Below are 24,819 nucleotides of genomic sequence, written 5' to 3'. Positions count from 1 at the left end.
CTCAGTTCACAGCGGACGTCGCTTCGACATGACGCGGCAATGTCACCCGGATACGGGTGCCGCGCTGGCTCTGAACATCAGCCGGGCTGTCGATGGTGATTTGTCCATAATGCTCTTCAACGATGGAATAGACCAGTGCAAGGCCCAGACCGGTGCCTTCGCCAGGATCCTTGGTGGTGAAGAAGGGTTCGAACAATCGATCCATGATGCTCGATGGAATACCGCTGCCTTCGTCCTCGACGATCAGATCGACCGTGTGTTCGCCGGCTTCGCTCTTGACCCGCACCGCACTGCCGGCAGGCGAGGCGTCACGGGCGTTGGAGAGCAGATTGATCAGAACCTGGGCGAGCCGCTGCGGGTCGCCTTCGACCCAGTGGTCGGGGTCGCACAGGTTATAGAACTGGACTTCGAAGTTGCGTCGGTTCAGGGCCAGCAGACCGATGGCGTCCTGAGCCACTTCCGCCAGACAGACGGGCTCGTCGCTGTGCTGATGGCTGCCGGCGTGGGCGAAGCTCATCAGCGACTGCACGATGCGCGACACGCGTTTGGTCTGCTCGAGGATCTGGCCGCTGATTTCCGTCAGTTCGCCGTCGTCTTCGCGTTCTTCACGCAGGTTTTGCGCAAGACAGGCGATACCGGTGATCGGGTTGCCGATTTCATGGGCCACGCCGGCCGCGAGTCGGCCAATGCTGGCCAGGCGCTCGGAGTGCACCAGCTTGTCTTCGAGCATCTGGGTTTCGGTCAGGTCTTCCACCAGCAGCACCAGGCCGCTGTTGCCCGGCGCCAGTGGCTCGTCGATGGCCGCTTTGTGCAGGTTCAGCCAGCGGGTCTGGCCGTCGAGGGCCAGGTGCTGTTTGTGCAAATGTTCGTCGGGCAGGTTGATGAAGCCTTGCAGCAATTCTTTCCACGGATTGGCGATGGTGCTCAAGCGCGATCCGACGACCCGTTGCGCGGCAATCCCGGTCAGCTCTTCCATGGCCTTGTTCCACATCAGGATCTCCTGATCCTTGGCCAGCGAGCAGACGCCCATCGGCAGTTCCTGCAAGGTCTGGCGGTGGTAGCGGCGCAGGGCATCGAGTTCGGCGGCGAGGCCGGTGAGGCGCGAGTGGTAGTCCTCAAGGCGACTTTCAATGAAGTGAATGTCTTCGGTGACGTAGTTTTCACCGCCCGCCTTGTACGGCAGGAAGGTTTCCACCATGTCCTGGGCGACGCTCGGGCCCATCAGGCCGGAGAGGTTGGCTTCGATCCGGTCACGCAAACGGCGCAAGGCATAAGGGCGGCGCTCGTCGAAAGGCAGATAAAGGTCGCGCAGGGCCTGTTCGACTTCCTTTTGCGCAGCCTTGGCGCCCAATGGTTTGGCCAGTTGCGTGGCGAATTCCTGCGGCGAGGCGGCGTGCAGCTCCCGGCGTTGCGGGCGACGCACGTTGTCCACCGCGCAGGCTTCGGCGGCGCTGGCCTCTTCCGGGCTGGCATTGGTGAACAGCGAAATCAAAGTGAACATCAAGACGTTGGCCGCCAGCGAGGCGATGGCCGCCATGTGCCAGCTGGTGTCGTCCAGCACGTAGATCATGTTCAGCAGCGGGATATAGAAACCCTGCAGATTGCCGACCAGCGGCAGCAGCATGGTCACCACCCACACCAGAATCCCCGCCAGCAGACCGGCGATGAAACCGCGGCGGTTAGCGGTCGGCCAGTACAGCACCGACAATACGCCCGGCAGGAATTGCAGGGTGGCCACGAACGCGACGATGCCGAGGTTGGCCAGATCCTGTTCGGCACCGAGCATCAGGTAGAAGCAGAAGCCGGCCATGATGATCGCGACGATCAGTGCCCGGCGGGTCCATTTCAACCAGCGGTAGATGTTGCCTTCGGCCGGTGGCTGATAAAGCGGCAGCACCAGATGGTTCAGGGCCATGCCCGACAGCGCCAGCGTGGTGACGATGATCAGGCCGCTGGCCGCCGACAGACCGCCGACGTACGCCAGCAGCGCCAGCGCCTTGCTGTTGGCAGCAATGCCGATGCCGAGGGTGAAGTATTCCGGATTGGTGGTGGCGCCGAGTTTCAGGCCGGCCCAGAGAATCAGCGGCACGGCCAGACTCATCAGCAACAGGAACAGCGGCAGGCCCCAGCTCGCACTCACCAGCGAACGCGGGTTGAGGTTCTCGGTGAAGGTCATGTGATACATGTGCGGCATCACGATCGCCGAGGCGAAAAACACCAGCAGCAACGTGCGCCACGGGCCTTCCTGCAAAGGGGTGTGCAGGGCGGCGAGGGCGGTCTGGTTCTGCAGCAGCCACAGTTCGAGCTGTTGCGGGCCGTCGAACACACCATACAAGGCGTAGAGGCCGACGCCGCCGAGAGCGGCCAGTTTGATCACCGATTCGAAGGCGATCGCAAACACCAGCCCTTCGTGCTTTTCACGGGTGGCGATATGGCGGGAGCCGAAGAAGATCGTGAACAGAATGATCAGCGCACAAAACGCCAGGGCTACGCGATTCTGCACCGGTTCGCCGGTAAGAATGCCGATGGAATCGGCCACGGCCTGGATCTGCAACGCCAGCAACGGCAATACACCGATCAGCATGAAAATCGTGGTCAGCGCGCCGGCCCAGGTGCTGCGGAAGCGGAACGCGAACAAGTCCGCCAGCGACGACAGTTGATAAGTGCGAGTGATCTTCAGGATCGGATACAGCAGCACCGGCGCCAGCAGGAACGCACCGGACACCCCGAGATAACTCGACAGAAAGCCGTAGCCGTACTGATAAGCCAGACCGACCGTACCGTAGAACGCCCACGCACTGGCGTAGACCCCCAGCGACAGGGTGTAGGTCAGCGGATGGCGAATGATCGCCCGCGGGATCATGCCCCGTTCACTGATCCACGCCACCCCGAACAGCGCAGCCAGGTAGGCGGCGCTGATCAGCAGCATCTGGGTCAGGCTAAAGCTCATCGGCATCTTTTTGGCTCTGAAGGATGAAGGTCACGACGATCAGGATCAGCCAGAGCAGATAAGGGCGATACCAGGCGCCCGTGGCGTCGATCCACCAATCCATGATGGCGGGAGAAAACAGGTAGATCCCCACGACCAGAAGCAGGACCAAGCGATAGATGTACATCCCGGCCTCTCTTTTTTATGCGCGTGCCCGAAAACGTGCGGCGATGGTAACGGATGGGCGCGCCACTGCAAGTGTCGTCACAGCAGTTGCGCTTCAGGCAGGGTCAGTGTGCGCGGGATTTTCGAGGCATCCCAGTGGGCGCTGCCCCAGTTCAACAATTCTTGCGGCGAGGCGTGGGCCAGTTCGGCGCCGGGATTTTGCCCCAGCGCGCGCAAGGCGCGCAGCAGCAGTGGCGTGGCCTGATCGGCTTCCAGCGGTGGCGAGCGGTAGGACTTGCCGAGTTTGTTGCCGTCGGGCTGGGTAATCAGCGGCAGATGCAGATAACGCGGCTGGCGCAGGCCCAGCAGTTCTTGCAGGTAGAGTTGGCGCGGCGTCGAGTCGAGCAGATCGGCGCCGCGCACGATGTCGGTGATGCCCTGCCAGGCGTCGTCCAGCACCACCGCCAGTTGATAGGCGTACAGGCCGTCGCGGCGGCGGATCACGAAATCACCCACGTCACGGCCCAGGTGCTGACGGTATTCGCCCTGCACCCGGTCGATGAAGTGATATTCCAGCTCGGGCACGCGCAGGCGGATCGCGGCGTCTTCCTGACCATGGCCGGCATTGCGGCACAGTCCCGGATAAATGCCGTGATAGGGCTCCAGTTGTTTGCGCGAGCAGGTGCAGGCGTACGCCAGACCGTGATTGAACAGACTGTCGAGCACTTGCGCGTAGGCGTCATGCCGGTCGCTCTGGCGGACCATTTCGCCGTCCCATTCGAAGCCGTAGCTTTCCAGCGCCTTGAGAATCGCGGCTTGCGCCCCCGGCTCTTCCCGGGGCGGATCGAGATCTTCCATGCGCACCAGCCAGCGGCCGTTCACCGAGCGGGCGTCCAGATAAGAAGCCAGTGCAGCCACCAGCGAACCGAAGTGCAGGTGTCCACTGGGTGTAGGCGCAAAGCGGCCGATGTAGGCGGGGGAGGTGTTGGCAGTCATGAGAGCGATGCTACTAGAGAGTCAAAAAACAGCAGAAACAAAAACGGAGCGTTCGCACGCTCCGTTTCTCGTTCAGGTCGGGATTACTTGCCGACCTGCTTTTCCTTGATTTCCGCAAGGTTCTTGCAGTCGACGCACATGTCGGCAGTTGGGCGGGCTTCGAGGCGCTTGACGCCGATCTCGATGCCGCAGGAATCACACCAGCCGTACTCTTCGTCTTCGATCAGTTGCAGCGTCTTGTCGATCTTCTTGATCAATTTGCGCTCGCGGTCGCGGGCACGCAGCTCAAGGGCGAATTCTTCTTCCTGGCTGGCACGGTCGGCCGGATCAGGGAAGTTGGCTGCTTCGTCTTTCATGTGATCAACAGTGCGGTCGACTTCCTGCATCAAGTCCAGTTTCCACTTGGTCAGGATCTTGGTGAAGTGCGCGCGCATGGGCTTGCCCATGTACTCTTCGCCTTCGGCCGGAACGTAAGGTTCGAAACCGCTGATCGCCTGTTGCTGCTGTTGCTTTGCTTGGGTGGGCATGAAATGGACCGCCTCTACTCTTGTAATCCATTGCGCAGGATTGCTCCATCACCGACACCTGCCGGCCCTGCGGCTGCAAGCGGGCGAACTTACCAGATCAATTCGGCCTGCGCTACTCCCGGATGTCGAGCCCGCGGCCGGTGGTGCTTGCAAATGTTTGCCAAGCCATGTCTGGTGGTGCTGGAGACCTGACAATCAATCATTTTAGTCAATCCTGGAGCGTACGCTTGTGTCGTTACAGTCCAGTGTTCTTGAGGCTGTGACCGCTACGGGTTCTCGCTCGTTCCGGCAGATGGGTAGAATCGTTTCTTTTCCCTCGTTGAAGGAAGGCCAATGGCTCAGCCCTACAGTGCGCGCAGTCGTGCGATCGAACCGTTCCATGTGATGGCGTTGCTGGCGCGGGCCAATGAATTGCAGGCTGACGGCCACGACGTGATCCACCTGGAAATCGGCGAACCGGACTTCACGACCGCCGAACCGATCATCCGCGCCGGCCAGGCCGCGCTGACGGCGGGGAAAACCCGTTACACCGCCGCCCGCGGCATTCCTGAGCTGCGCGAGGCGATTTCCGGTTTCTACCAGACCCGCTATGGCCTGAATATTGATCCGCGACGGATTCTGATCACGCCGGGCGGCTCCGGGGCGCTACTGCTGGCCAGCGCGTTGCTGGTGGATCCGGGCAAGCACTGGTTGCTGGCCGATCCCGGTTATCCGTGCAACCGGCACTTTCTGCGCCTGGTTGAAGGCGCGGCGCAACTGGTTCCTGTCGGCCCGGATGTACGCTATCAACTGACGCCTGATCTGGTGGAGCGCCACTGGGATCACGACAGTGTCGGCGCACTGGTCGCCTCGCCGGCCAACCCGACCGGCACGATTTTGACCCGCGATGAGCTTTCGGGGTTATCCACAGCCATCAAGGCGCGGCACGGGCATCTGGTGGTGGACGAGATCTACCACGGCCTGACTTATGGCACCGATGCTGCCAGCGTGCTGGAAGTCGATGACAGTGCGTTTGTTCTCAACAGTTTCTCCAAATATTTCGGCATGACCGGTTGGCGTCTCGGCTGGCTGGTGGCGCCGGATGCGGCTGTCAGCGAACTGGAAAAGCTCGCGCAGAATCTCTACATCAGCGCACCGAGCATGGCCCAGTATGCGGCGCTGGCCTGTTTCGAGCCGGAGACCATTGCGATCCTCGAGGAGCGCCGCGCCGAATTCGGCCGTCGTCGCGATTTCCTGCTGCCCGCACTGCGGGAGCTGGGCTTCAATATCGCCGTGGAGCCGGAAGGCGCGTTCTACTTGTATGCCGATATCAGCCAGTTCGGCGGTGATGCCTTCGCGTTCTGCCGTCACTTCCTTGAAACCGAGCACGTGGCGTTCACCCCGGGCCTGGATTTCGGTCGCTATCAGGCCAGTCATCACGTGCGCTTTGCCTACACGCAAAACCTTCCTCGCCTACAGGAAGCGGTGGAGCGCATCGCACGTGGCTTGAAGAGCTGGCAAGGCTGATGCGCTTTCATCCTCCTCTTGAAGAAGGCCGGTTGATCCGCCGTTACAAGCGCTTTCTCGCCGACATCGAAACCGTTGGCGGCGAATTGCTGACGATTCATTGCCCGAACACCGGTTCGATGCTCAATTGTCAGGTCGAGGGAGGTCAGGTCTGGTTCAGCCGCTCCAATGACCCCAAGCGCAAGCTGCCCGGCACCTGGGAAATTGGCGAAACCCCGCAGGGCCGGTTGTTCTGTGTGAACACCGGGCGCGCCAACACGCTGGTCGAAGAAGCCTTGCAAGGCGGCGTCATCAGCGAGCTGAACGGGTTCACCGCGCTGAAGCGTGAAGTGGCCTACGGACAGGAAAAAAGCCGTATCGACTTTCGCCTCGAATACCCGACAGGGCCGGCGTACGTGGAAGTGAAAAGCGTCACGCTGGGTTTCGACGGTACGGCAGTGGCAGCCTTTCCCGATGCGGTGACAGAGCGCGGCGCCAAACACTTGCGTGAACTTGCGCACCTGGCGCGCGAGGGGATTCGGGCGGTGCAGTTGTACTGCGTGAACCTGACCGGCATCGAGGCGGTGCGCCCAGCCGTGGAAATCGATTCGGCCTACGCTGGTGCCTTGCGCGAGGCGGTGGCGTCCGGGGTCGAGGTGCTGGCTTATGGTGTGCGGTTAAATCATGAGGAAATGTTGATCGATCGTCGGCTGGACGTATTGCTCGAAGGTTAAACGTCGACCCACAGCCCTTGTGCGTCCTCACGGCAATCGATGACCGTCAGCGATTGCCCGGCGCAGGGGCCCGCCACGCATTCACCGTCCTCGATCAGAAACAGTGCGCCGTGAGTGGCGCACTGGATCAGGCTATTGCTCGGGTCGAGAAACTGGTCGGGTTGCCATTCGAGCCCGACGCCCCGGTGCGGGCAACGGTTGAGGTAGACGTACACCTGGCCGGCCCGGCGTACGGCGAACAGTCTTTTCCCGTCGATCTCGAAACCGCGGCTGGCGGCCTCGGCCAGATTGGCGCCCGTGCACAGAAACTTCATGGCTATCCTCAAGTGTCAGCTCATGTCCGGATATGTCCGAGCTTGACGTTTAAATGCAAACAATTATCAAATGGCCGCCTTCGCCCGCTGCGCGGTGACCGCTGCCGAGGATACTTGGCCTGCCGTCCCGATGCCCGGGAAAATCCTTCAAGGAAGCTGTCTATGCGCCTGAGTACCCGCGTTGCCGTGCTGTGTGTCGGACTTTTTGTCAGCCACCAGGCTGCAGCGGCCCAATTGCCGCAACGTTGGGTCAGTGCCGGCGGTGCCTTGTCGGAGTGGGTGAGTGCGTTGGGCGGCGAGGCGAAACTGGTGGGCGTCGACACCACCAGCCAGCATCCCGAATCCCTCAAGTCGCTGCCGAGCATCGGTTATCAGCGCAGTCTCTCGGCCGAAGGCATCCTCAGCCTGCGCCCGGACATCCTGATCGGCACCGAGGAAATGGGCCCGCCTCCGGTGATCACGCAGGTTCGCGGTGCCAAGGTGCAGGTGGAATTGTTCTCCGCTCAGCCGGATCTGCCGACGCTGGAAAAAAACGTCACCCATCTGGGCCAGTTGCTGGGCGCCGAGACTCAGGCGACGCAACTGCTGCAAAGTTATCAACAGCAACTCGACGCACAGAAGGCGCGGGTGGTTGCGGTGCAGTCAAAACACAAGGCTCCCGGCGTGCTGTTGCTGCTGGGGCATGCCGGCGGCAAACCATTGATTGCCGGCAAGGACACCGCTGCCGATTGGCTGCTGCAACAGGCGGGCGGGCACAACCTGGCCACCCACACCGGTTACAAACCGTTTTCCGTGGAGTCCCTGGCCGGGCTCGACCCCGAAGTGTTGGTGTTTGCTGACCGCGCACTGACCGGCGAAGCGGCGAAAGCGGCGCTGTTCAAGGAGAACCCGATCCTCAATTCCAGCCGTGCGGCCAAGTCCGGACGCGTGCTGGAGCTGGACCCGACGCTGCTGGTCGGCGGGCTCGGGCCGCGTTTGCCGGGAGCGCTGAAAACCCTGTCAGACGGTTTCTACCCGACCCAGAGCGGCCAATGACCACGCTGGTCAAACCCCGTGGCTTGTTCATCGGCCTGATCCTGCTGTGTCTGTTGGCGATCTGGCTGTCGCTGGCCTTGGGGCCGGTCAGCCTGCCGCTGTTTGATACCTTACGGGCGGCTTTGCGCATGATCGGCGTGCCGTTGGCACCGGACGGGCTGGAACAGGCTGAGCTGATTCTTGGGCAGATTCGCCTGCCGAGGACTTTGCTCGGGTTGGCCGTCGGCGGCGTGCTGGCGTTGTCCGGCGTGGCGATGCAAGGCTTGTTTCGCAATCCGCTGGCCGATCCCGGGTTGGTTGGCGTCTCCAGTGGCGCTGCTTTAGGCGCGGCGGTGGCGATTGTCGGCGGTTCGTTTTTCGGCGGTTTGCCGGAGTGGTTCGGGCCGTATCTGCTGTCTGTGTGTGCATTTCTCGGTGGTCTTGGTGTGACGGCGCTGGTCTACCGGCTCGGCCGTCGCAACGGGCAGACCAATGTCGCGACCATGTTGCTGGCAGGCATCGCCCTGACTGCGCTCGCCAGTTCTACTGTGGGGCTTTTTACCTATCTGGCGGACGACGCGACCCTGCGAACCCTGACTTTCTGGAACCTTGGCAGCCTCAACGGCGCGAGTTATGCGCGGTTGTGGCCGCTGCTGATCATCAGCGCTGGCGTCGCGTTATGGCTTCCGCGTCGGGCCAAAGCGCTGAATGCGTTGCTGCTCGGGGAGTCGGAAGCCGGACATCTGGGGATCGATGTCGAGCGACTCAAGCGTGAGCTGGTGTTCTGCACCGCGCTGGGTGTCGGGGCTGCAGTGGCGGCGGCCGGGATGATCGGATTTGTCGGGCTGGTGGTGCCGCATCTGGTGCGTTTGCTCGCCGGGCCGGATCATCGCGTGTTGTTGCCGGCTTCGGTGCTGGCCGGTGCCAGTCTGTTGTTGCTGGCGGATCTGGTGGCGCGGCTGGCGCTGGCGCCGGCAGAGTTGCCGATTGGCATTGTCACTGCATTTATCGGCGCGCCGTTCTTCCTTTATCTGCTGCTGCGAGGACGTGCCTGATGTTGCGTGCGCACAATCTGCACATCCGTCGTGGCCGCAAGACGGTACTGGCTGACGTCAATCTGCAACTGGAGTCGGGTGAAGTGCTCGGTGTACTCGGCCCCAATGGCGCCGGCAAAAGCACTTTGCTCGGGGCATTGTGCGGGGAACTGACGGCCAGTGAAGGCAGCGTTTCTCTCGACGGCGAAGCCTTGAGCCATTGGAGTGGCAGTCAGCGCGCTCAGCGGCTGGCGGTATTGCCCCAGGTGTCGACGCTGGATTTTGCCTTTCGCGTCGAAGAAGTGGTCGGGATGGGGCGTTTGCCGTATCAGACCGGCAGAGTGCGCGACGACGAGATTGTTGCCGCCGCGTTGCTGGCAGCGGATGCCGGTCATCTGAGCGGACGCAGTTATCTGGCGTTGTCCGGTGGCGAGCGCCAGCGGGTGCATCTGGCTCGTGTGCTGGCGCAGTTGTGGCCGGGGCAGGCCGGGCAGACCTTGTTGCTGGATGAGCCGACTTCGATGCTCGATCCACTGCATCAACACACCACCCTTCAAGCCGTGCGTGAGTTTGCCGATCGTGGCGCTGCAGTGATGGTGATCCTGCATGATCTGAACCTGGCGGCGCGCTATTGTGATCGCATCTTGCTGCTTGAAGGCGGGCGCCCGGTGGCGCTGGACTCGCCGCAGCAGGTGTTGCGTCCGGAGTCGCTCAAGGCCGTGTTCGGTCTGGAGGTTTTGGTGCAGTCGCACCCGGAGCGCGGGCATCCGCTGATCATCGCCCGCTGATTTCGTCATCGAGGTGAAAGCATGCGTGGGATTTTGCTGTTTGCGGTGTTGTTGCTTGGCGGTTGCCAACATGTCGCTCCGCCACCGGTCACTGGCGAGATTCGCGACCTGCGCAGCGGAACACTGATTACCCCGCACGAATTGCTGACGCGTCTGGGCAAGCCGGCACGGGTGATCGTCGGTGAGCAACATGACAACGCCGATCATCATGCTGTGCAATTGTGGCTGTTGCAGACGCTGGGCGAAGCGCGTCCCCAGGGCAGTCTCCTGCTTGAAATGCTGACACCCGATCAACAATCGCGGGTTGATGACGTACACCATTCCGCAAAGCCTCCTGTTGATCTTCCGGTCGAGCTGGCGTGGCAGGACGGTTGGGACTGGAAACTCTACGGGCCGATTGTGCGGTTTGCTTTCACGCAACCGTATCCACTGTTGGCGGCCAATCTCGATAACATTGAAATTCGTGCGTTCTATCGCGACCCTCCGGTATTGAAGGGGGATCGCAGCAACGCCGAGTCGGTGAAAAACGAGCTGGCCGGGCAGATCAACGATTCTCACTGCGGCTTGCTGCCCCAATCGCAAATGCCGGCGATGCTGGCGGTGCAGCAGCAACGGGATCGGCGGATGGCTTCACGATTGATGGCGGCGCCTGCGCCGGCGTTGTTGTTCGCTGGTGCGTTCCATGCGCGCAAGGATGTTGGTGTGCCGCTGCATGTGCTGGATCTGGGCGCGCCCGAAGCGCCGACGGTGCTGATGCTGGCGGAGCAGGGCAGCGAGGTCACGGCGGCCATGGCCGATTATGTCTGGTTCACGCCGGCCACACCGAAACCGGATTACTGCGCCGAGATGCGTAAACAGTTCGGCCAATGACTTTCTTGCAGGCAAAAAAAGACCCGGTAAAAACCGGGTCAAATAACCGTGATTAGCCTGATGAGGAGATAATCTGAGAGTCCGAACCAAGGGCTTTTCAGAATATCGACTGATCTCGCGACCAGTTGTGATAATCATAGCGATTCTCATTAGCAAGTCAACGTGTGTTTTTCCATTTCTTCGTTTTTGTTTGGGGAATGGCTGAAAAGTCCTGCAAACACTGGGTTTCAGACTGGACGGTCAAGTGCCGTGAGCTGCTTGTTGAGCTGGTCGATGCGCCGGGCCATGCTTTCGATCAGGCTGTGGGCGATTTTCGGATTGCTGCGGGTCATGCAAAAAAACTGATCGCCTGGAATCAGCATTACTGTGCTCGGCTCGCAGGTAACGACGGTAGCGTTGCGCGGTTCGCCGGTGAATATCGCCATGGCGCCGAAAATTTCGTCCTTGGGCACTTCCCCAACCTTGTGCCCGTCGACGAATGCCTGCGCGTGTCCCTCGATGATCACGAACACGTGATCGGCGGGGTCGCCCTCGCGGATCAACACTTCTCCGGCCTCGACCCGTTTAAAGCCATTGGTGCTGCGAAATTCCCGTGGCTTCAGTTCGGCAACCGCATGGGCCAGGAGCGCCATTTGCCCGAGCAGATAGTGCAGAAACTGCTCCGAACGTACGGGTTCCGAATGCACATGCTGAAACAAATCGCGTCGACGGTAGGGCAGCAGGCTCAGCGGGCCTTCCGAACGCAGGATGCAATCCGTCCAGTCCGGGCTTTGTTGCAGACCGATCAGATCACCTTCCTGCCAATAGAAAAGCGCCCGGCCACCGAACTGGCCGTTGATGATGCCCTCTGTCAGTAAAAACAGCTGATCACCCGGCAACTGCGCCATCAGATCATCCGTGGCCTCCAGTTCCAGCACGGGCCCGCACGGTTCAAGGTCTCGCAGAAATTGACCGGGCAGACTCTGCAAGCAGTTGATCATTGCTTCGGCCGGCGCCGATTGTTCCCCGAGCAGATACATGAAGGTGGGTGCCCGTCAGTTCTTGTGGCGAGAGGAAATGGCTTCGAGCTGTTTGTTCAGAGCGTCCTTGCGTTCGGCGGGGATGTCGTTCCAGTGCACATCCATCAGCGCCCCTTCGATCGCATACAACAACACCTTCGACGCCCGGAACCCGCGCGTGCGCACGGCCCGATAGGCATCCACGGCGCCCAGGCGACGCAGATCCGAGGCGCTGTGGATGCCCACGGCATGCAGCCATTGCGCCGACGTCTTGCCAAGATTCTTCAGGTGTTGCAGTTCATCATTCATCAAGCCTCCTTGCGACGGCCGAATGGTGCGTGGGCGAGCTTCTCAGGAGTGTAGCCATCAGTAGGAAAAGCGTGGTTGTTTGGTCGGATTCGACGCAAACGCTTCTAAGAAAGGTCAGATTTTCGCTGATGGATCAGGACGGGGAGGGCGTGGGAAAAGCACGAATAGCACGCAGTCCAGCGCAAAGCGGGGGCGCTGGACGGGTCGGCCTCTCGGTGGCTTAGCGAGTGCGATAGCGCAGGCGTGTACCGAAGTTCATCGACATCAGAATTTCGTCTGCACTCAGTTCCGGCGGGAAGTAAGCGCCGGAAATCTGCGCGTGGGCCAGGCTCGCACCTTCCAGCGCGGCATTGCGAAAGTCGATGCCGCGCAGATCAGCGGAACGGAAGTAGGCGTCCCGGAAATCCACGCCATCGGCGTTCAGTTCACGCAGGTCGAGACCGCGAAAATCACCGCCGACCATATCGATCGGACCGTCTTTCGGACGTTCTTTGTTGAAACCGGTTATGTCGTCTTTGTGCAGCAAGGCATAAAGCGGGGTGTCGAGAAGTTTCGGCTGGCTCATGTCAGATCACCTGTTGGTTTTATGACGCCAGTATAGTGCCACTATTTGACGGCCGTGAAGCGAGCGAGGGCTTCACGGCCGAAATAGTTTCTTACAGACCTGGCAGGCGCTGGCGGATTTGCGCCACGACGGTGTCCAGGGTGCCGGATTCATTGGTCTGCACGCGCTTGCTGCGCAGGATTTCGTCCGGGGTCAGCGCTTCACGATTGGCTTGTTGCGCTTCGATCACAGCCAGCGTGGCGTCGGACGGATCCTTTTTGTCTGCCTGACGCAGGGCCAGCCAGCTCTCGATAACCGCTTGTGGTGCGTTGCAGTCGAGGATCAGGAACGGCGTGCCGGTAGCCTCGGCCACCTTGGCTGCGCTGTCACGTTGTTCGCGCTTGAGGTAAGTGGCATCGATCACTACCGGGAAACCGGCGTGCAGGATCACTTCGGCGATTTCATGCAGGCGCGCATAAGTCGCTGTGCTGGCGTCGGCGCTATAAATGCCGGCCTGAACATCGTTGGCGACAGTTTGCTCGCCGAACAGACGCTTGCGTTCAACATCGGAACGCAGGCGAATCGCGCCCAGCGCCTCGACCAGACGCATGGCTACGTGGCTTTTGCCTACAGCGGATACGCCGTGGGTGATCGCCATGAAGCGCGAAGGAATGGTGCTGTAGCTTTCCGCCAGGTTGGCGTAGTTGCGGTACTGGCGCAGGGTGGTGGCGCGCTGCACCGGGGTTGCGTCGGCCGGCATGCTGAACAGCGCAACTTTCGCGCGAACCAATGCGCGGTAAGCCTTGTAGAAGTTCAGTACTTCCAGGCCCTGATAGTCGCCGGTCAGCTCCAGGTATTGGCTGATGAAACGACGGGCCAGGGATTTCAGGCCGCGGTCTTCCAGGTCCATCGCCAGGAAACCGGTGTCGGCCCAAACGTCGGTGAAACGGAACGGTTCGTTGAATTCGATGCAGTCGAAGATCACCACTTTGCCGTCGATCAGCGTGGCGTTGCCCAGGTGAATGTCACCGTGGCATTCGCGGGTGAAACCTTGTGCCTTGCGCTGGGCGAACAGTGGCTTCAAGCGTTCGAAGCTGCTTTCGGCCCAGGCTTGCAGGGCATCCAGTTGCAGCAGATCGGCCTTGTCACTGAGGAACGGCAGGATTTGTTCGAAGTTCTGGCGAACCGGCGCCATCACGCTTTCAGGCGTGCCGGCATCGTGCTCGGCCGGGACTATCGGCGCGCTGAGGTGGAAACGAGCGATCTGCTCGGCCATTTCGTCGATGTGTGTGGTGGTCAGCTCGCCATTGGCTTGCAGGGTGCTCAACAGGCCGGTCTGCGGGAACTGGCGCATTTTCAGCACGTATTCGATGGCCGGGCCTTCGCCACCCAGTTGCGGGGTTTCGACAGTGCCGGTGACTGGAATCACTTCCAGATACAAATCGTCGGTCAGGCGCTGGTTGAGGCGCAGCTCTTCGCCGCAGAAATGCTCGCGGGATTCGAGGCTGGTGAAGTCGAGAAAGCCGAAGTTCACCGGCTTCTTCACTTTATAAGCGTAAGGACCAGTGAGCAGGACCCACGAGATATGGGTTTCGATGACCTGAAACCCTTCGACAGGGTGCGCAAACAGGGCCGGGTTTTGCAGGGCGGCGATCAGGGACTGGCTCACAGGCGATCCTTCAGAGACTGGGGAAATTCGAGGTCGCCATTATGGCCGCTCGCCAGCCCGACGCAAACCTCGGAGCGCTCCTGTTGAGTATGAATAAAGTGCGTATAATCCGCCGCCATGACTCGTACTCGATCCCCCCGCACCCCTAAAAAACCACCTTCCCGGGGCCTGCGCCCATGGTTGGGCTGGGCCCTTAAACTCAGTCTGGTCGGCCTTGTGGTGCTGGCTGGCTTCGCCGTTTACCTCGATGCCGTGGTGCAGGAGAAATTCTCCGGCAAGCGCTGGACCATCCCGGCCAAGGTATACGCGCGTCCGCTCGAGCTGTTCGTCGGACAGAAACTGAGCAAGTACGATTTCCTCACCGAACTCGACGCCCTGGGCTATCGCCGCGAAGCCGTGAGCAATGGCCCCGGCGCTGCCGCCGTCAACGGCAATACCGTCGATCTGAACACCCGTGGCTTCCAGTTCTATGAAGGCCTCGAGAAACCGCAGCCGGTGCGCGTGCGCTTCTCCGGTGATTACGTGGCCGAGCTTTCGGCGACGAACGGTTCGAAGTTGTCGGTGGTGCGCCTGGAGCCGCTGATGATCGGCGGGATCTACCCGAAAAACCTTGAAGACCGGATTCTGATCAAGCTCGATCAGGTGCCGCCGTACCTGCTGGAAACCCTGGTCGCTGTGGAAGACCGGGATTACTACAGTCACTGGGGTGTGTCGCCGAAGTCGATTGCCCGGGCGATCTGGGTCAACACCTCTGGCGGCAAGATGACTCAGGGCGGCAGTACGCTGACCCAGCAACTGGTCAAGAACTTCTACCTCACCAACGAACGCAGCCTGACCCGCAAGCTCACCGAAGCGATGATGGCGCTGTTGCTCGAGGTGCATTACGACAAGAAGGAAATTCTTGAGGCCTACCTCAATGAAGTCTTCGTCGGTCAGGACGGTCAGCGTGCGGTACACGGTTTCGGCCTGGCCAGCCAGTTCTTCTTCGGTCAGCCATTATCCGAGCTGAAACTGCATCAGGTCGCGCTGTTGGTCGGCATGGTCAAGGGCCCTTCCTATTACAACCCGCGTCGCAACCCGGAGCGGGCGCTGGAGCGACGCAACCTGGTGCTCGACGTGCTTGAGCAACAGGGCGTCGCCACTGCCGAGCAGGTCGAAGCCGCGAAAAAAATGCCGCTGGGCGTGACCTCGCGCGGCAAGCTGGCCGACAGCTCGTTCCCGGGCTTCATCGATCTGGTCAAACGCCAGTTGCGTGAAGACTACCGCGACGAAGACTTGACCGAGGAAGGTCTGCGGATCTTCACCAGTTTCGACCCGATCCTGCAGATGAAAGCCGAAGCTTCGGTCAACGACACCTTCAAGCGTCTTTCCGGCCGCAAGGGTTCCGATGACGTGGAAGCGGCGATGGTCGTGACCAACCCGGAAACCGGCGAAGTCCAGGCGATGATCGGCAGCCGTCAGGCCAGTTACGCCGGGTTCAACCGGGCACTGGATGCGGTGCGGCCGATCGGTTCGTTGGTCAAACCTGCTGTTTATCTGACGGCACTGGAGAAACCAAGCCAGTACACGCTGACCAGTTGGCTGTCGGACGATCCGCTTTCCATCAAGGGCGCGGACGGTCAGGTCTGGAAACCGCAGAACTATGATCGTCGCTCCCACGGTACGGTGTTCCTCTATCAAGGGCTGGCGCACTCCTACAACCTGTCGACCTCGCGCCTCGGGCTGGCGGTGGGTGTTCCGAACGTCCTCAAGACCATCGGGCGCCTGGGCGTAACCCGTGAGTTCCCGGCGTTCCCGTCGATGCTGCTGGGTGCCGGTGGCATGACGCCGATCGAAGTGGCGACCATGTACCAGACCCTCGCCAACGGTGGTTTCAATACGCCGATGCGCGGGATTCGCAGCGTGCTGACCGCCGAGGGCGAGCCGCTCAAGCGTTATCCGTTCCAGATCGAGCAGCGTTTCGATCCGGCCTCGATCTACCTGATCCAGAACGCCATGCAGCGCGTCATGCGTGAAGGTACCGGCAGCTCGGTCTACAACGTGCTGCCCAAGACCCTGACGCTGGCCGGCAAGACCGGTACCAGTAACGATTCGCGCGACAGCTGGTTCGCCGGTTTCAGTCAGGATCTGCTGGCAGTGGTCTGGCTCGGTCGCGACGATAACGGCAAGACGCCGTTCACCGGTGCTACCGGTGCGTTGCAGGTCTGGACCAGTTTCATGCGCAAGGCCGATCCGCTGCCGCTGGACATGCCGCAGCCGGACAACGTGGTTCAGGCGTGGGTCGATTCGCGTACCGGCCAGGGCTCTGATGCCAACTGTCCGGGCGCCGTGCAGATGCCGTATATTCGCGGCAGCGAACCGCCACCCGGCGCCTCCTGCGCGGGCGAAAGCCCGGCGTCGAGCGAGTCGGTGATGGATTGGGTCAAGGGCTGGATGAATTAAGCGAAGAGGGTTTCAAGTGAACAAGTGGTTGATTCCAGCGGTGACCGCCGTGGCTTTGCTCAGCGGCTGCTCCACCGTACAGCGTGGTTCGATTCCGGTTGTCGATTCGGGCACGGCTGTGTCCAACAGTGAACGCATTTCGGCCAATGGCGGCTTCCGGCAGACGACGGTGAAACGTCCTGTGCAGGGCCAGACTCAGGCTATCCCGCAGGGCGATACCGGTGTGGTGGTGATGGTGCCGGGTGGCGCTGCGACGTCGACGCCGATCAGCAGCTCGCCGATCGTGCCGGGCCCGGCGTCCGGTGGTATCACTGCGGGGCCATACAACCCTTCGCCGGTCGAATCGGCACCGATCAGCTCCGGCAGTTACAGCATGCCTTCGACGCCTAGCGGCATTCCTTCGGCCAGCAGCGGTGGCGGTCTGTCCGCCGACGAGCAACTGGACGGCCCGGTGCTCGCCTTGTTGACTACCGCGCAGCAACAGCAGGCCGGTGGTGATCTGAACGGTGCGTCCTCCAGCCTTGAGCGCGCTCAGCGTGTTGCCCCGCGTGAGCCACAAGTGCTTTACCGTCTGGCGCAGGTGCGCATGGCTCAGGGCGATGCCCCGCAAGCCGAGCAAACTGCCCGCCGCGCGCTGACCATGGCCAACGGTCGTCCGGACTTGCAGGCCAGCCTGTGGGAACTGATTGCCCAGGCTCGCGAAAAACAGGGTGATTCCGCCGGCGCCGCACTGGCCCGTCAGAAGGCCAAGGTTTCGCTGTGATGGACGCGCGTTTCTCGAAAGTTGCCGATCAACTGCTGTTGATCGAGCGCGAACTGCGCACCCAGGGCTGGTGGGATGACGTCCAGCCTTCGGCTGAAGCCTTGAGCAGTGTCGAGCCATTCTCGGTCGACACGCTCGATTTCGAGCAGTGGCTGCAATGGATCTTCCTGCCGCGGATGAAGATGATCCTCGAGCAGAACCTGCCATTGCCCAATGCCTCGGGCATTCAGGAAATGGCCGAAATGGTCTTCGCCCAACGCAATCTGCAGGGCAAGGATCGGCAGTTGCAGGTATTGCTCAAAGAGTTCGACCTGCTGATCACTGCTTCGCGCTGAACGGCCGACTGCCAGTGATCACTGGCAGTTTTCGGCAATCTGCTTCTGCGTCTCTGCGATGCGCTCCTGACGTTGCGTATCGCTCAGCCGACGCAATTCGCCCTCGGTCTCTTCCCTCAAGCGCGGATTGTTCTGTAACTGCGCCAGGTTCGTGCGTGCCTGTTCGCAGAAGGTCTTGAGCTGAGCCTGTTGCTCGGCGACCTGTTTCCTGACCTTGTCATCGATGGCTTTCTGATCGCCCAACGCGCCGCTGCCGGGCATCGCGGTGGGGCGCGGAGCAGGCGAGGGCGGCGTTTGCACTGTGGTCGCCGTTTGACCTTGTGGCGGCTGCGCATCGAAATGCGTGACACCTTGAGCATCGACCCATTTGTAGATCTGACCGGCCATGCACCAGGTGCTGAGGCCGATCAGCAGGATGACGAGGAGCGTTCGCATGCTGATTCCTTGGCAAAATTGCGCAATTGACGCTAACAGAGTAGCGCTTTTCAGGTTTTTTCTTGCGTTCTCATGTGCTTACCCACAATTAAGCACATTGACGGCTTGACTTGGAGAGGGCGAAACAGAAGAATCCAAAGTCCGCTGTACAGGGACTGCCAGAAGCAGACCCTCTCGGCAGATCATGAGGCGCATATCCGCGTCGACCTGTTACACCCGCAACGCGTTACCTCGCGCTGGGTGGGAAAGGCCCGCAACACTTGGGACGATCCCAATACTTGCTCAGTCAGTGCTGACGTAGTCGGCGACCACCGTCGCTCATGCTCTGCCGAGAAGTAAACCTATTAAGACCCGTTCGCTTTTTTGTGGACGGTATTCTGGCGTTTTAGAGGTGAACAACGTGGAGCTTTTATCTGGCGGTGAGATGCTCGTCCGCTTCTTGCGTGACGAAGGCGTCAAATATATCTACGGGTACCCGGGTGGTGCTCTCCTTCATGTTTACGATGCCCTGTTCAAAGAACCGGAAGTGACCCACATCCTGGTTCGTCACGAACAAGCGGCTACCCATATGGCTGACGGCTACGCCCGTGCCACCGGTAAAGCCGGCGTGGTATTGGTGACTTCCGGTCCAGGCGCCACAAACGCCATCACCGGTATTGCCACGGCCTACATGGACTCGATTCCGATGGTGATCATTTCCGGTCAGGTGCCAAGCACCATGGTCGGTACCGACGCGTTCCAGGAAACCGACATGATCGGTATCTCCCGGCCGATCGTGAAGCACAGCTTCATGATCAAGCACGCCTCGGAAATCCCGGAAGTCATGAAGAAAGCCTTCTACCTGGCGCAATCCGGTCGTCCGGGCCCGGTCGTGGTCGATATCCCGAAAGACATGACCAACCCGGCCGAGAAGTTCGAATACATCTTCCCGAAGAAAGCCAAACTGCGTTCCTACAGCCCGGCCGTTCGCGGTCACTCCGGGCAAATCCGCAAGGCGGCAGAAATGCTCCTGGCGGCCAAGCGTCCTGTGCTGTACTCCGGCGGCGGCGTAATTCTGGGCAACGGCTCCGCGCCGCTGACAGAACTGGCGCAAATGCTCAATCTGCCGGTTACCAATACCTTGATGGGCCTGGGCGGCTACCCTGGCACTGACCGTCAGTTCATCGGCATGCTCGGCATGCACGGCAGCTACACCGCCAACCTGGCGATGCACCATGCCGACGTGATCCTGGCAGTCGGTGCGCGTTTCGACGATCGCGTAATCAACGGCGCGCCGAAGTTCTGCCCGAACGCCAAGATCATTCACATCGACATCGACCCGGCTTCGATTTCCAAGACCATCAAGGCTGACGTGCCAATCGTTGGTCCGGTGGAGAGCGTCCTGACCGAGATGGTCGCGATCCTCAAGGAAATCGGCGAAACCCCGAACAAGGAAGCGGTCGCCAGCTGGTGGAAGCAAGTCGACGAGTGGCGCGGTGATCGCGGCCTGTTCCCTTACGACAAAGGTGACGGCAGCAAGATCAAGCCACAGACCGTGATCGAAACCCTGTGCGAAGTGACCAAGGGCGATGCCTTTGTGACCTCCGACGTGGGCCAGCACCAGATGTTCGCTGCGCAGTACTACAAGTTCAACAAGCCGAACCGCTGGATCAACTCCGGTGGCCTGGGCACGATGGGCTTCGGTCTGCCGGCCGCGATGGGTATCGCCTTGAGCTTCCCTGAGTCTGACGTTGCGTGCGTCACCGGTGAAGGCAGCATCCAGATGAACATCCAGGAGCTGTCGACCTGCCTGCAATACGGTTTGCCGGTCAAGATCGTGATCTTGAACAACGGTGTACTGGGCATGGTTCGTCAGTGGCAGGACATGAGTTACGGCAGCCGTCACTCGCACTCCTACATGGAATCGCTGCCTGATTTCGTCAAGCTGGCCGAGGCCTATGGTCACGTCGGCGTGCGCATCACCGAATCGAAAGATTTGAAGTCGAAGATGGAAGAGGCGTTCGCCCTGAAGGATCGCCTGGTCGTGATCGACATTTCGGTCGACACCAGCGAGCACGTCTATCCGATGCAGATCAAAGACGGCTCCATGCGCGATATGTGGCTGAGCAAGACGGAGCGTACCTAATCATGCGGCACATTATTTCCTTGCTTCTGGAAAACGAACCTGGTGCTTTGTCTCGCGTAGTCGGCCTGTTCTCGCAGCGCAACTACAACATTGAAAGCCTGACCGTGGCGCCAACCGAAGACCCGACCCTGTCGCGTCTGACGCTGACCACTGTCGGCCACGATGAAATCATCGAGCAGATCACCAAAAACCTGAACAAGCTGATCGAAGTGGTCAAGCTGGTGGACCTGTCGGAAAGTGCTCACATCGAGCGCGAACTGATGCTGGTCAAGGTCAAGGCCACTGGCGCCCAGCGCGCCGAGATCAAACGCACCACCGATATTTACCGTGGACAGATCGTCGACGTCAGCGCCAGCGTGTATACCGTTCAACTGACCGGTACCAGCGACAAGCTCGACAGCTTCATTCAGTCCATCGGCACCGCATCGATTCTGGAAACCGTCCGTAGTGGCGTCACCGGTATTGCCCGCGGCGACAAAGTACTCAGCATCTAAACCAAATTAGCGAATGGCCTGAACGGCCTGGATATAAAGGGGAAATTCATGAAAGTTTTCTACGATAAAGACTGCGACCTGTCGATCATCCAGGGCAAGAAAGTTGCCATCATCGGTTACGGCTCCCAGGGCCACGCTCAAGCGTGCAACCTGAAAGACTCCGGTGTCGACGTTACCGTCGGTCTGCGTAAAGGTTCGGCTACCGTTGCCAAGGCTGAAGCCCACGGCCTGAAAGTGACTGACGTTGCTTCCGCCGTTGCTGCTGCCGACCTGGTCATGATCCTGACCCCGGACGAGTTCCAGTCTTCCCTGTACAAGAACGAAATCGAGCCGAACATCAAGAAAGGCGCCACCCTGGCCTTCTCCCACGGCTTCGCGATCCACTACAACCAGGTTGTTCCGCGTGCCGACCTCGACGTGATCATGATCGCGCCGAAAGCCCCGGGCCACACCGTACGTTCCGAGTTCGTGAAAGGCGGCGGTATCCCTGACCTGATCGCGATCTACCAGGACGCCTCGGGCAACGCCAAGAACGTTGCGCTGTCCTACGCCGCCGGCGTGGGTGGCGGTCGTACCGGCATCATCGAAACCACCTTCAAGGACGAGACCGAAACCGACCTGTTCGGCGAACAAGCCGTTCTGTGCGGCGGTACCGTTGAACTGGTAAAAGCCGGTTTCGAAACCCTGGTTGAAGCTGGCTACGCGCCGGAAATGGCCTACTTCGAGTGCCTGCACGAACTGAAACTGATCGTTGACCTCATGTACGAAGGCGGTATCGCCAACATGAACTACTCGATCTCCAACAACGCTGAATACGGCGAGTACGTGACTGGTCCGGAAGTGATCAACGCCGAATCCCGTCAGGCCATGCGCAACGCCCTGAAACGTATTCAGGACGGCGAATACGCCAAAATGTTCATCAGCGAAGGCGCAACCGGCTACCCTTCGATGACCGCCAAGCGTCGTAACAACGCCGCTCACGGTATCGAAATCATCGGCGAGCAATTGCGCTCCATGATGCCGTGGATCGGTGCCAACAAGATCGTCGACAAAGCCAAAAACTAAGTCTTCGACCCTTGTAAGAAAAAACGCGGCCTCGGCCGCGTTTTTTCGTATGGGCGGGCGGTTCTGGTATAAAGCTGCATCGTTTGTGGCCGAACCGTCGTCCCAGACACCTGTCGAAAATGTCCAATCCGTTGCAAGGTAATGTCCATGAGCGAACGTCCCGAAGAGCCGAACCAGGCTTCAGACGCCGAAAGCCTGCTGCCCATCGATGAACATGTCGAAGAAGGGCATGACGCAGAAGGTCGTAAAGTCCGGCATCGTGGTATCTATCTGCTGCCGAATCTGTTCACCACTGCGAACCTGTTCGCGGGGTTCTATTCCATCATCAATTCGATGAGTGCCCAGGCTGCCTTGAGCGCCGGGGATTCGGCGAATGCGAGCAAGTACTTCGCCTTTGCGGCCATCGCGATCTTCGTCGCCATGGTGCTCGATGGTCTCGACGGCCGCGTGGCACGCATGACCAACACGCAAAGTGCATTCGGTGCCGAGTACGACTCGCTGTCGGACATGGTTGCCTTTGGCGTCGCGCCGGCATTGCTGGCATTCGGCTGGGCCCTGGGTGACATGGGCAAGGTCGGCTGGATGGTCGCCTTCATCTATGTGGCGGGTGCGGCGTTGCGTCTGGCGCGCTTCAACACTCAGGTCGGCACTGCTGACAAACGCTACTTCATTGGCCTGGCCAGCCCGGCAGCTGCCGGTGTGGTGGCGGGGATTGTCTGGGCGTTCAGCGACTACGGAATTCAAGGCTCGAAGATGTCTTTCCTGGTTGCGCTGATGGTAGCGGCCGCCGGCATGCTGATGGTCAGCAACATCAAATACAACAGCTTCAAGGAGCTGGATCTGAAGGGGCGCGTGCCATTTGTTGCGATCCTGGCGGTGGTGCTGGTGTTCGCTGTGGTGTTCAGTGATCCTCCACGTATCCTGCTGCTGGTGTTCCTTGCCTATGCGGCCTCGGGCCCTGTGCAGTACCTGTTGCATCTTCGTCGCCACAAAAACGTCGAGTGATGTAATTTCCCTCATACTCCGCAGTCTATGGGTGCATCTGTCCTCCAAAACTGCGGAGTTGTCATGCTGATCAAAATCCCCAAAGCGTCCGACTGCCACGAGTCGGACGTCACGCCTGAATCCATTTATCTCTCTCGCCGGCAATTGCTCGGAGCGACTGCGGCCGGTCTGGCCATGAGCAGTCTGCCGCGCTGGGCCAGTGCTGAAGAGGCTGCCCGTTATGCCGATGTCGAGTCTGGCAATGCGCCCGCCTGGTTTACCGAGAAGCAGCCTTCTATTAAATGGGGCGCCGTGAACGTCAAGGATGAGGCGATCACGCCCTATAAGGACGCGACCCACTACAACAACTTCTATGAGTTCGGTACCGACAAGGGGGATCCGGCGGCGAATGCCGGATCGCTGAAGACCGAACCCTGGAGTGTGGTGGTGGACGGGGAGGTGGGGAAACCGGGGCGCTATGCACTGGAAGACTTCATGAAGCCTTATCAGTTGGAGGAGCGAATCTATCGCCTGCGTTGTGTCGAGGCATGGTCGATGGTCATCCCCTGGATCGGTTTCCCTGTTTCGGCGCTGCTCAAGCAGGTGGAGCCGACGTCCAACGCCAAATACATTCGTTTTGAAACCTTGCAGGATCCGAAGAGCATGCCCGGACAGCGGTCGGGGTTTGCCCTGATCGACTGGCCTTATGTAGAAGGCTTGCGTCTGGATGAGGCGATGAATCCATTAGCGATCCTGGCGGTGGGCATGTATGGCCGTGAATTGCCGAATCAGAACGGCGCGCCGTTGCGTCTGGTGGTGCCATGGAAGTATGGCTTCAAGAGTGTCAAATCCATCGTGCGTATCAGTCTGGTCAGTGAGCAGCCAAAGACGACTTGGCAAAGCATTGCGGCGGACGAGTACGGGTTTTATGCCAATGTGAACCCGACGGTTGATCACCCTCGCTGGACTCAGGCCCGGGAACGGCGCCTTCCTAATAGTCTGTTCAAGCCGAATGTACGTGATACGCAGATGTTCAACGGCTACTCGGACGAAGTCGCTTCTTTATATACAGGGCTCGATCTGCGGAAGAATTACTGATGCGATATCCGTTCTGGCGTGTGGGCGTTTTTATTGCGGCGGCTATCTGGCCGTTGTGGTGGTTCTATCAGGCCTTTGAGGATCTGCTCGGGCCAGACCCCGGAAAGGTCCTGGTTGATCGACTTGGGCTCGGGACATTGGTATTGCTGTTGATCACTTTGAGCATGACGCCGCTGCAGAAGCTTACGGGGTGGGCAGGGTGGATCGCTGTGCGCCGGCAGTTGGGGCTCTGGTGTTTTGCGTATGTGGTTTTGCATTTATGCAGCTATATGGCGTTCATCCTGGGTTTCGACTGGTCGCAGCTGGGAGTGGAGTTGCGCAAACGCCCGTACATAATTGTCGGTACGCTTGGATTCCTGGGGTTGCTGGCATTGGCGGTGACGTCCAACCGTTATAGCCAGCGCCGTTTGGGTGTGCGCTGGAAGAAGTTGCACCGGTTGGCGTATGTGATTCTCGGGTTGGGATTGCTGCATATGCTGTGGATTGTGCGCGCCGATCTTAAAGAGTGGGCGGTCTATGCCTCTATAGGTGGGCTGCTGCTTGTGCTGCGGCTTCCGCCGGTAGCCCGCCGAATCCCGCGTTTGCTGGGTAAAAGGCAGGTTTTGCAAGAAAAGCGCAATTAAGAGTTGACGGCAGATTCTGGAGGCCTATAATTCGCCCCACTTCCGGCGCAGTCGAAACGGAAAACTCCTTGAAACTCAA

The 24,819-nt window shown here is 60.1% G+C and carries 25 protein-coding genes; 15 read left to right on the top strand and 10 right to left on the bottom strand.

Annotated elements, in window-relative coordinates:
• Position 1: 1 nt before the first annotated feature.
• The 4 genes from AC07N4_RS24060 to dksA all read right to left on the bottom strand — a co-directional run bounded on the left by AC07N4_RS24060 (position 2) and on the right by dksA (position 4,617).
• Complete coding sequence (locus AC07N4_RS24060) at positions 2-2,956, bottom strand: sensor histidine kinase (protein WP_173861356.1); 2,955 nt, start codon at positions 2,954-2,956, stop codon at positions 2-4.
• Positions 2,940-3,116, bottom strand: coding sequence for a hypothetical protein (locus tag AC07N4_RS24055; protein WP_003176118.1), 177 nt, complete (start codon positions 3,114-3,116; stop codon positions 2,940-2,942). Before AC07N4_RS24055 ends, AC07N4_RS24060 begins: the two co-directional genes overlap by 17 nt.
• Positions 3,117-3,193: 77 nt before the next feature.
• Positions 3,194-4,090: a tRNA glutamyl-Q(34) synthetase GluQRS gene (gluQRS, locus tag AC07N4_RS24050; RefSeq protein WP_096820909.1), complete on the bottom strand. Its 897-nt coding sequence runs from the start codon at positions 4,088-4,090 to the stop codon at positions 3,194-3,196.
• Positions 4,091-4,173: 83 nt separating this feature from the next.
• The gene (gene dksA, locus AC07N4_RS24045) at positions 4,174-4,617 is read right to left on the bottom strand and encodes an RNA polymerase-binding protein DksA (protein WP_085712147.1); all 444 of its coding nucleotides are present in this window, start codon (positions 4,615-4,617) and stop codon (positions 4,174-4,176) included.
• A gap of 333 nt (positions 4,618-4,950) precedes the next feature.
• Between dksA and AC07N4_RS24040 the strand changes: the two genes are divergently transcribed.
• A complete protein-coding gene (locus AC07N4_RS24040) occupies positions 4,951-6,123 on the top strand; it encodes a pyridoxal phosphate-dependent aminotransferase (RefSeq protein ID WP_102621080.1) in 1,173 nt (390 codons plus the stop codon).
• Positions 6,123-6,836: a DNA/RNA nuclease SfsA gene (sfsA, locus tag AC07N4_RS24035; RefSeq protein WP_493066721.1), complete on the top strand. Its 714-nt coding sequence runs from the start codon at positions 6,123-6,125 to the stop codon at positions 6,834-6,836. The genes AC07N4_RS24040 and sfsA overlap by 1 nt, the downstream gene beginning before the upstream one ends.
• On the opposite strand, the gene AC07N4_RS24030 is transcribed toward sfsA, so the two are convergent.
• Positions 6,833-7,150 carry a Rieske (2Fe-2S) protein gene (locus AC07N4_RS24030; RefSeq protein WP_493066722.1) on the bottom strand — a complete coding sequence of 106 codons (318 nt, stop codon included), beginning with the start codon at positions 7,148-7,150 and terminating at the stop codon, positions 6,833-6,835. The two genes, sfsA and AC07N4_RS24030, sit on opposite strands and share 4 nt — an antisense overlap.
• A gap of 162 nt (positions 7,151-7,312) precedes the next feature.
• Between AC07N4_RS24030 and AC07N4_RS24025 the strand changes: the two genes are divergently transcribed.
• The 4 genes from AC07N4_RS24025 to AC07N4_RS24010 are packed head-to-tail and all read left to right on the top strand — an operon-like array spanning position 7,313 to position 10,856.
• A complete protein-coding gene (locus AC07N4_RS24025; protein WP_102621078.1) occupies positions 7,313-8,185 on the top strand; it encodes a heme/hemin ABC transporter substrate-binding protein in 873 nt (290 codons plus the stop codon).
• Between the two features lie 50 nt (positions 8,186-8,235).
• Positions 8,236-9,219 (top strand): FecCD family ABC transporter permease, encoded by a 984-nt coding sequence (locus AC07N4_RS24020; protein ID WP_493066730.1) that lies wholly within the window; start codon positions 8,236-8,238, stop codon positions 9,217-9,219.
• The gene (locus AC07N4_RS24015; RefSeq protein WP_493066723.1) at positions 9,219-9,986 is read left to right on the top strand and encodes a heme ABC transporter ATP-binding protein; all 768 of its coding nucleotides are present in this window, start codon (positions 9,219-9,221) and stop codon (positions 9,984-9,986) included. Before AC07N4_RS24020 ends, AC07N4_RS24015 begins: the two co-directional genes overlap by 1 nt.
• 21 nt (positions 9,987-10,007) lie before the next feature.
• A complete protein-coding gene (locus AC07N4_RS24010; protein ID WP_493066724.1) occupies positions 10,008-10,856 on the top strand; it encodes a ChaN family lipoprotein in 849 nt (282 codons plus the stop codon).
• Positions 10,857-11,083: 227 nt separating this feature from the next.
• On the opposite strand, the gene AC07N4_RS24005 is transcribed toward AC07N4_RS24010, so the two are convergent.
• The 4 genes from AC07N4_RS24005 to AC07N4_RS23990 form a co-directional block, all read right to left on the bottom strand.
• Positions 11,084-11,875, bottom strand: coding sequence for a Crp/Fnr family transcriptional regulator (locus AC07N4_RS24005; protein ID WP_493066725.1), 792 nt, complete (start codon positions 11,873-11,875; stop codon positions 11,084-11,086).
• A gap of 15 nt (positions 11,876-11,890) precedes the next feature.
• On the bottom strand, positions 11,891-12,163 hold the full coding sequence (locus AC07N4_RS24000) for a TfoX/Sxy family protein (protein WP_003228231.1): 273 nt from the start codon (positions 12,161-12,163) through the stop codon (positions 11,891-11,893).
• 220 nt (positions 12,164-12,383) lie between these two features.
• Complete coding sequence (locus AC07N4_RS23995) at positions 12,384-12,728, bottom strand: pentapeptide repeat-containing protein (protein WP_096820917.1); 345 nt, start codon at positions 12,726-12,728, stop codon at positions 12,384-12,386.
• 91 nt (positions 12,729-12,819) lie between these two features.
• A complete protein-coding gene (locus AC07N4_RS23990; protein WP_493066726.1) occupies positions 12,820-14,376 on the bottom strand; it encodes a bifunctional aminoglycoside phosphotransferase/ATP-binding protein in 1,557 nt (518 codons plus the stop codon).
• A gap of 117 nt (positions 14,377-14,493) precedes the next feature.
• Here AC07N4_RS23990 and mrcB point away from each other — a divergent pair, with 117 nt between their 5' ends.
• The 3 genes from mrcB to AC07N4_RS23975 are packed head-to-tail and all read left to right on the top strand — an operon-like array spanning position 14,494 to position 17,916.
• Entirely contained in the window at positions 14,494-16,818 is a 2,325-nt protein-coding gene (gene mrcB, locus AC07N4_RS23985) for a penicillin-binding protein 1B (protein ID WP_493066727.1), read from the top strand.
• A gap of 16 nt (positions 16,819-16,834) precedes the next feature.
• Complete coding sequence (locus tag AC07N4_RS23980; RefSeq protein WP_096820920.1) at positions 16,835-17,581, top strand: tetratricopeptide repeat protein; 747 nt, start codon at positions 16,835-16,837, stop codon at positions 17,579-17,581.
• Positions 17,581-17,916: a YqcC family protein gene (locus AC07N4_RS23975; protein ID WP_273541218.1), complete on the top strand. Its 336-nt coding sequence runs from the start codon at positions 17,581-17,583 to the stop codon at positions 17,914-17,916. The genes AC07N4_RS23980 and AC07N4_RS23975 overlap by 1 nt, the downstream gene beginning before the upstream one ends.
• Positions 17,917-17,934: 18 nt before the next feature.
• Here AC07N4_RS23975 and AC07N4_RS23970 read toward each other — a convergent pair whose 3' ends face one another.
• Entirely contained in the window at positions 17,935-18,351 is a 417-nt protein-coding gene (locus AC07N4_RS23970) for a DUF4124 domain-containing protein (protein WP_493066728.1), read from the bottom strand.
• Between the two features lie 400 nt (positions 18,352-18,751).
• Here AC07N4_RS23970 and AC07N4_RS23965 point away from each other — a divergent pair, with 400 nt between their 5' ends.
• The 6 genes from AC07N4_RS23965 (at position 18,752) to msrQ (ending at position 24,740) form a co-directional block, all read left to right on the top strand.
• Positions 18,752-20,476, top strand: coding sequence for an acetolactate synthase 3 large subunit (locus AC07N4_RS23965; RefSeq protein WP_134828122.1), 1,725 nt, complete (start codon positions 18,752-18,754; stop codon positions 20,474-20,476).
• 2 nt (positions 20,477-20,478) lie between these two features.
• On the top strand, positions 20,479-20,970 hold the full coding sequence (ilvN, locus tag AC07N4_RS23960; RefSeq protein WP_003205610.1) for an acetolactate synthase small subunit: 492 nt from the start codon (positions 20,479-20,481) through the stop codon (positions 20,968-20,970).
• A gap of 48 nt (positions 20,971-21,018) precedes the next feature.
• A complete protein-coding gene (gene ilvC, locus AC07N4_RS23955; protein WP_003228216.1) occupies positions 21,019-22,035 on the top strand; it encodes a ketol-acid reductoisomerase in 1,017 nt (338 codons plus the stop codon).
• A gap of 147 nt (positions 22,036-22,182) precedes the next feature.
• On the top strand, positions 22,183-23,040 hold the full coding sequence (gene pssA / locus AC07N4_RS23950) for a CDP-diacylglycerol--serine O-phosphatidyltransferase (protein ID WP_085712132.1): 858 nt from the start codon (positions 22,183-22,185) through the stop codon (positions 23,038-23,040).
• A gap of 63 nt (positions 23,041-23,103) precedes the next feature.
• Positions 23,104-24,117 (top strand): protein-methionine-sulfoxide reductase catalytic subunit MsrP, encoded by a 1,014-nt coding sequence (gene msrP, locus AC07N4_RS23945; protein WP_102621068.1) that lies wholly within the window; start codon positions 23,104-23,106, stop codon positions 24,115-24,117.
• Positions 24,117-24,740 (top strand): protein-methionine-sulfoxide reductase heme-binding subunit MsrQ, encoded by a 624-nt coding sequence (gene msrQ / locus AC07N4_RS23940; RefSeq protein WP_493066729.1) that lies wholly within the window; start codon positions 24,117-24,119, stop codon positions 24,738-24,740. Before msrP ends, msrQ begins: the two co-directional genes overlap by 1 nt.
• Positions 24,741-24,819 lie beyond the last annotated feature (79 nt).

This window comes from Pseudomonas sp. GW821-FHT09E04, assembly GCF_059416185.1.
The sequence above is the reverse complement of the archived record's forward strand: the minus strand, read 5'-3'. Positions and strand labels throughout refer to the sequence as shown.

What these genes read in the sequence shown, in the direction of transcription:
- mrcB (WP_493066727.1), top strand. Translation starts at nt 14,494, where the DNA reads ATGACTCGTACTCGATCCCCCCGCACCCCTAAAAAACCACCTTCCCGG.
- pssA (WP_085712132.1), top strand. Translation starts at nt 22,183, where the DNA reads ATGAGCGAACGTCCCGAAGAGCCGAACCAGGCTTCAGACGCCGAAAGC.
- AC07N4_RS24015 (WP_493066723.1), top strand. Translation starts at nt 9,219, where the DNA reads ATGTTGCGTGCGCACAATCTGCACATCCGTCGTGGCCGCAAGACGGTA.
- sfsA (WP_493066721.1), top strand. Translation starts at nt 6,123, where the DNA reads ATGCGCTTTCATCCTCCTCTTGAAGAAGGCCGGTTGATCCGCCGTTAC.
- AC07N4_RS24025 (WP_102621078.1), top strand. Translation starts at nt 7,313, where the DNA reads ATGCGCCTGAGTACCCGCGTTGCCGTGCTGTGTGTCGGACTTTTTGTC.
- AC07N4_RS23970 (WP_493066728.1), bottom strand. Translation starts at nt 18,351, where the DNA reads ATGCGAACGCTCCTCGTCATCCTGCTGATCGGCCTCAGCACCTGGTGC.
- dksA (WP_085712147.1), bottom strand. Translation starts at nt 4,617, where the DNA reads ATGCCCACCCAAGCAAAGCAACAGCAGCAACAGGCGATCAGCGGTTTC.
- AC07N4_RS24010 (WP_493066724.1), top strand. Translation starts at nt 10,008, where the DNA reads ATGCGTGGGATTTTGCTGTTTGCGGTGTTGTTGCTTGGCGGTTGCCAA.
- AC07N4_RS24055 (WP_003176118.1), bottom strand. Translation starts at nt 3,116, where the DNA reads ATGTACATCTATCGCTTGGTCCTGCTTCTGGTCGTGGGGATCTACCTG.
- msrP (WP_102621068.1), top strand. Translation starts at nt 23,104, where the DNA reads ATGCTGATCAAAATCCCCAAAGCGTCCGACTGCCACGAGTCGGACGTC.
- msrQ (WP_493066729.1), top strand. Translation starts at nt 24,117, where the DNA reads ATGCGATATCCGTTCTGGCGTGTGGGCGTTTTTATTGCGGCGGCTATC.
- AC07N4_RS23975 (WP_273541218.1), top strand. Translation starts at nt 17,581, where the DNA reads ATGGACGCGCGTTTCTCGAAAGTTGCCGATCAACTGCTGTTGATCGAG.
- AC07N4_RS23995 (WP_096820917.1), bottom strand. Translation starts at nt 12,728, where the DNA reads ATGAGCCAGCCGAAACTTCTCGACACCCCGCTTTATGCCTTGCTGCAC.
- AC07N4_RS24060 (WP_173861356.1), bottom strand. Translation starts at nt 2,956, where the DNA reads ATGCCGATGAGCTTTAGCCTGACCCAGATGCTGCTGATCAGCGCCGCC.
- gluQRS (WP_096820909.1), bottom strand. Translation starts at nt 4,090, where the DNA reads ATGACTGCCAACACCTCCCCCGCCTACATCGGCCGCTTTGCGCCTACA.
- ilvC (WP_003228216.1), top strand. Translation starts at nt 21,019, where the DNA reads ATGAAAGTTTTCTACGATAAAGACTGCGACCTGTCGATCATCCAGGGC.
- AC07N4_RS24005 (WP_493066725.1), bottom strand. Translation starts at nt 11,875, where the DNA reads ATGTATCTGCTCGGGGAACAATCGGCGCCGGCCGAAGCAATGATCAAC.
- AC07N4_RS24030 (WP_493066722.1), bottom strand. Translation starts at nt 7,150, where the DNA reads ATGAAGTTTCTGTGCACGGGCGCCAATCTGGCCGAGGCCGCCAGCCGC.
- AC07N4_RS24040 (WP_102621080.1), top strand. Translation starts at nt 4,951, where the DNA reads ATGGCTCAGCCCTACAGTGCGCGCAGTCGTGCGATCGAACCGTTCCAT.
- AC07N4_RS24000 (WP_003228231.1), bottom strand. Translation starts at nt 12,163, where the DNA reads ATGAATGATGAACTGCAACACCTGAAGAATCTTGGCAAGACGTCGGCG.
- ilvN (WP_003205610.1), top strand. Translation starts at nt 20,479, where the DNA reads ATGCGGCACATTATTTCCTTGCTTCTGGAAAACGAACCTGGTGCTTTG.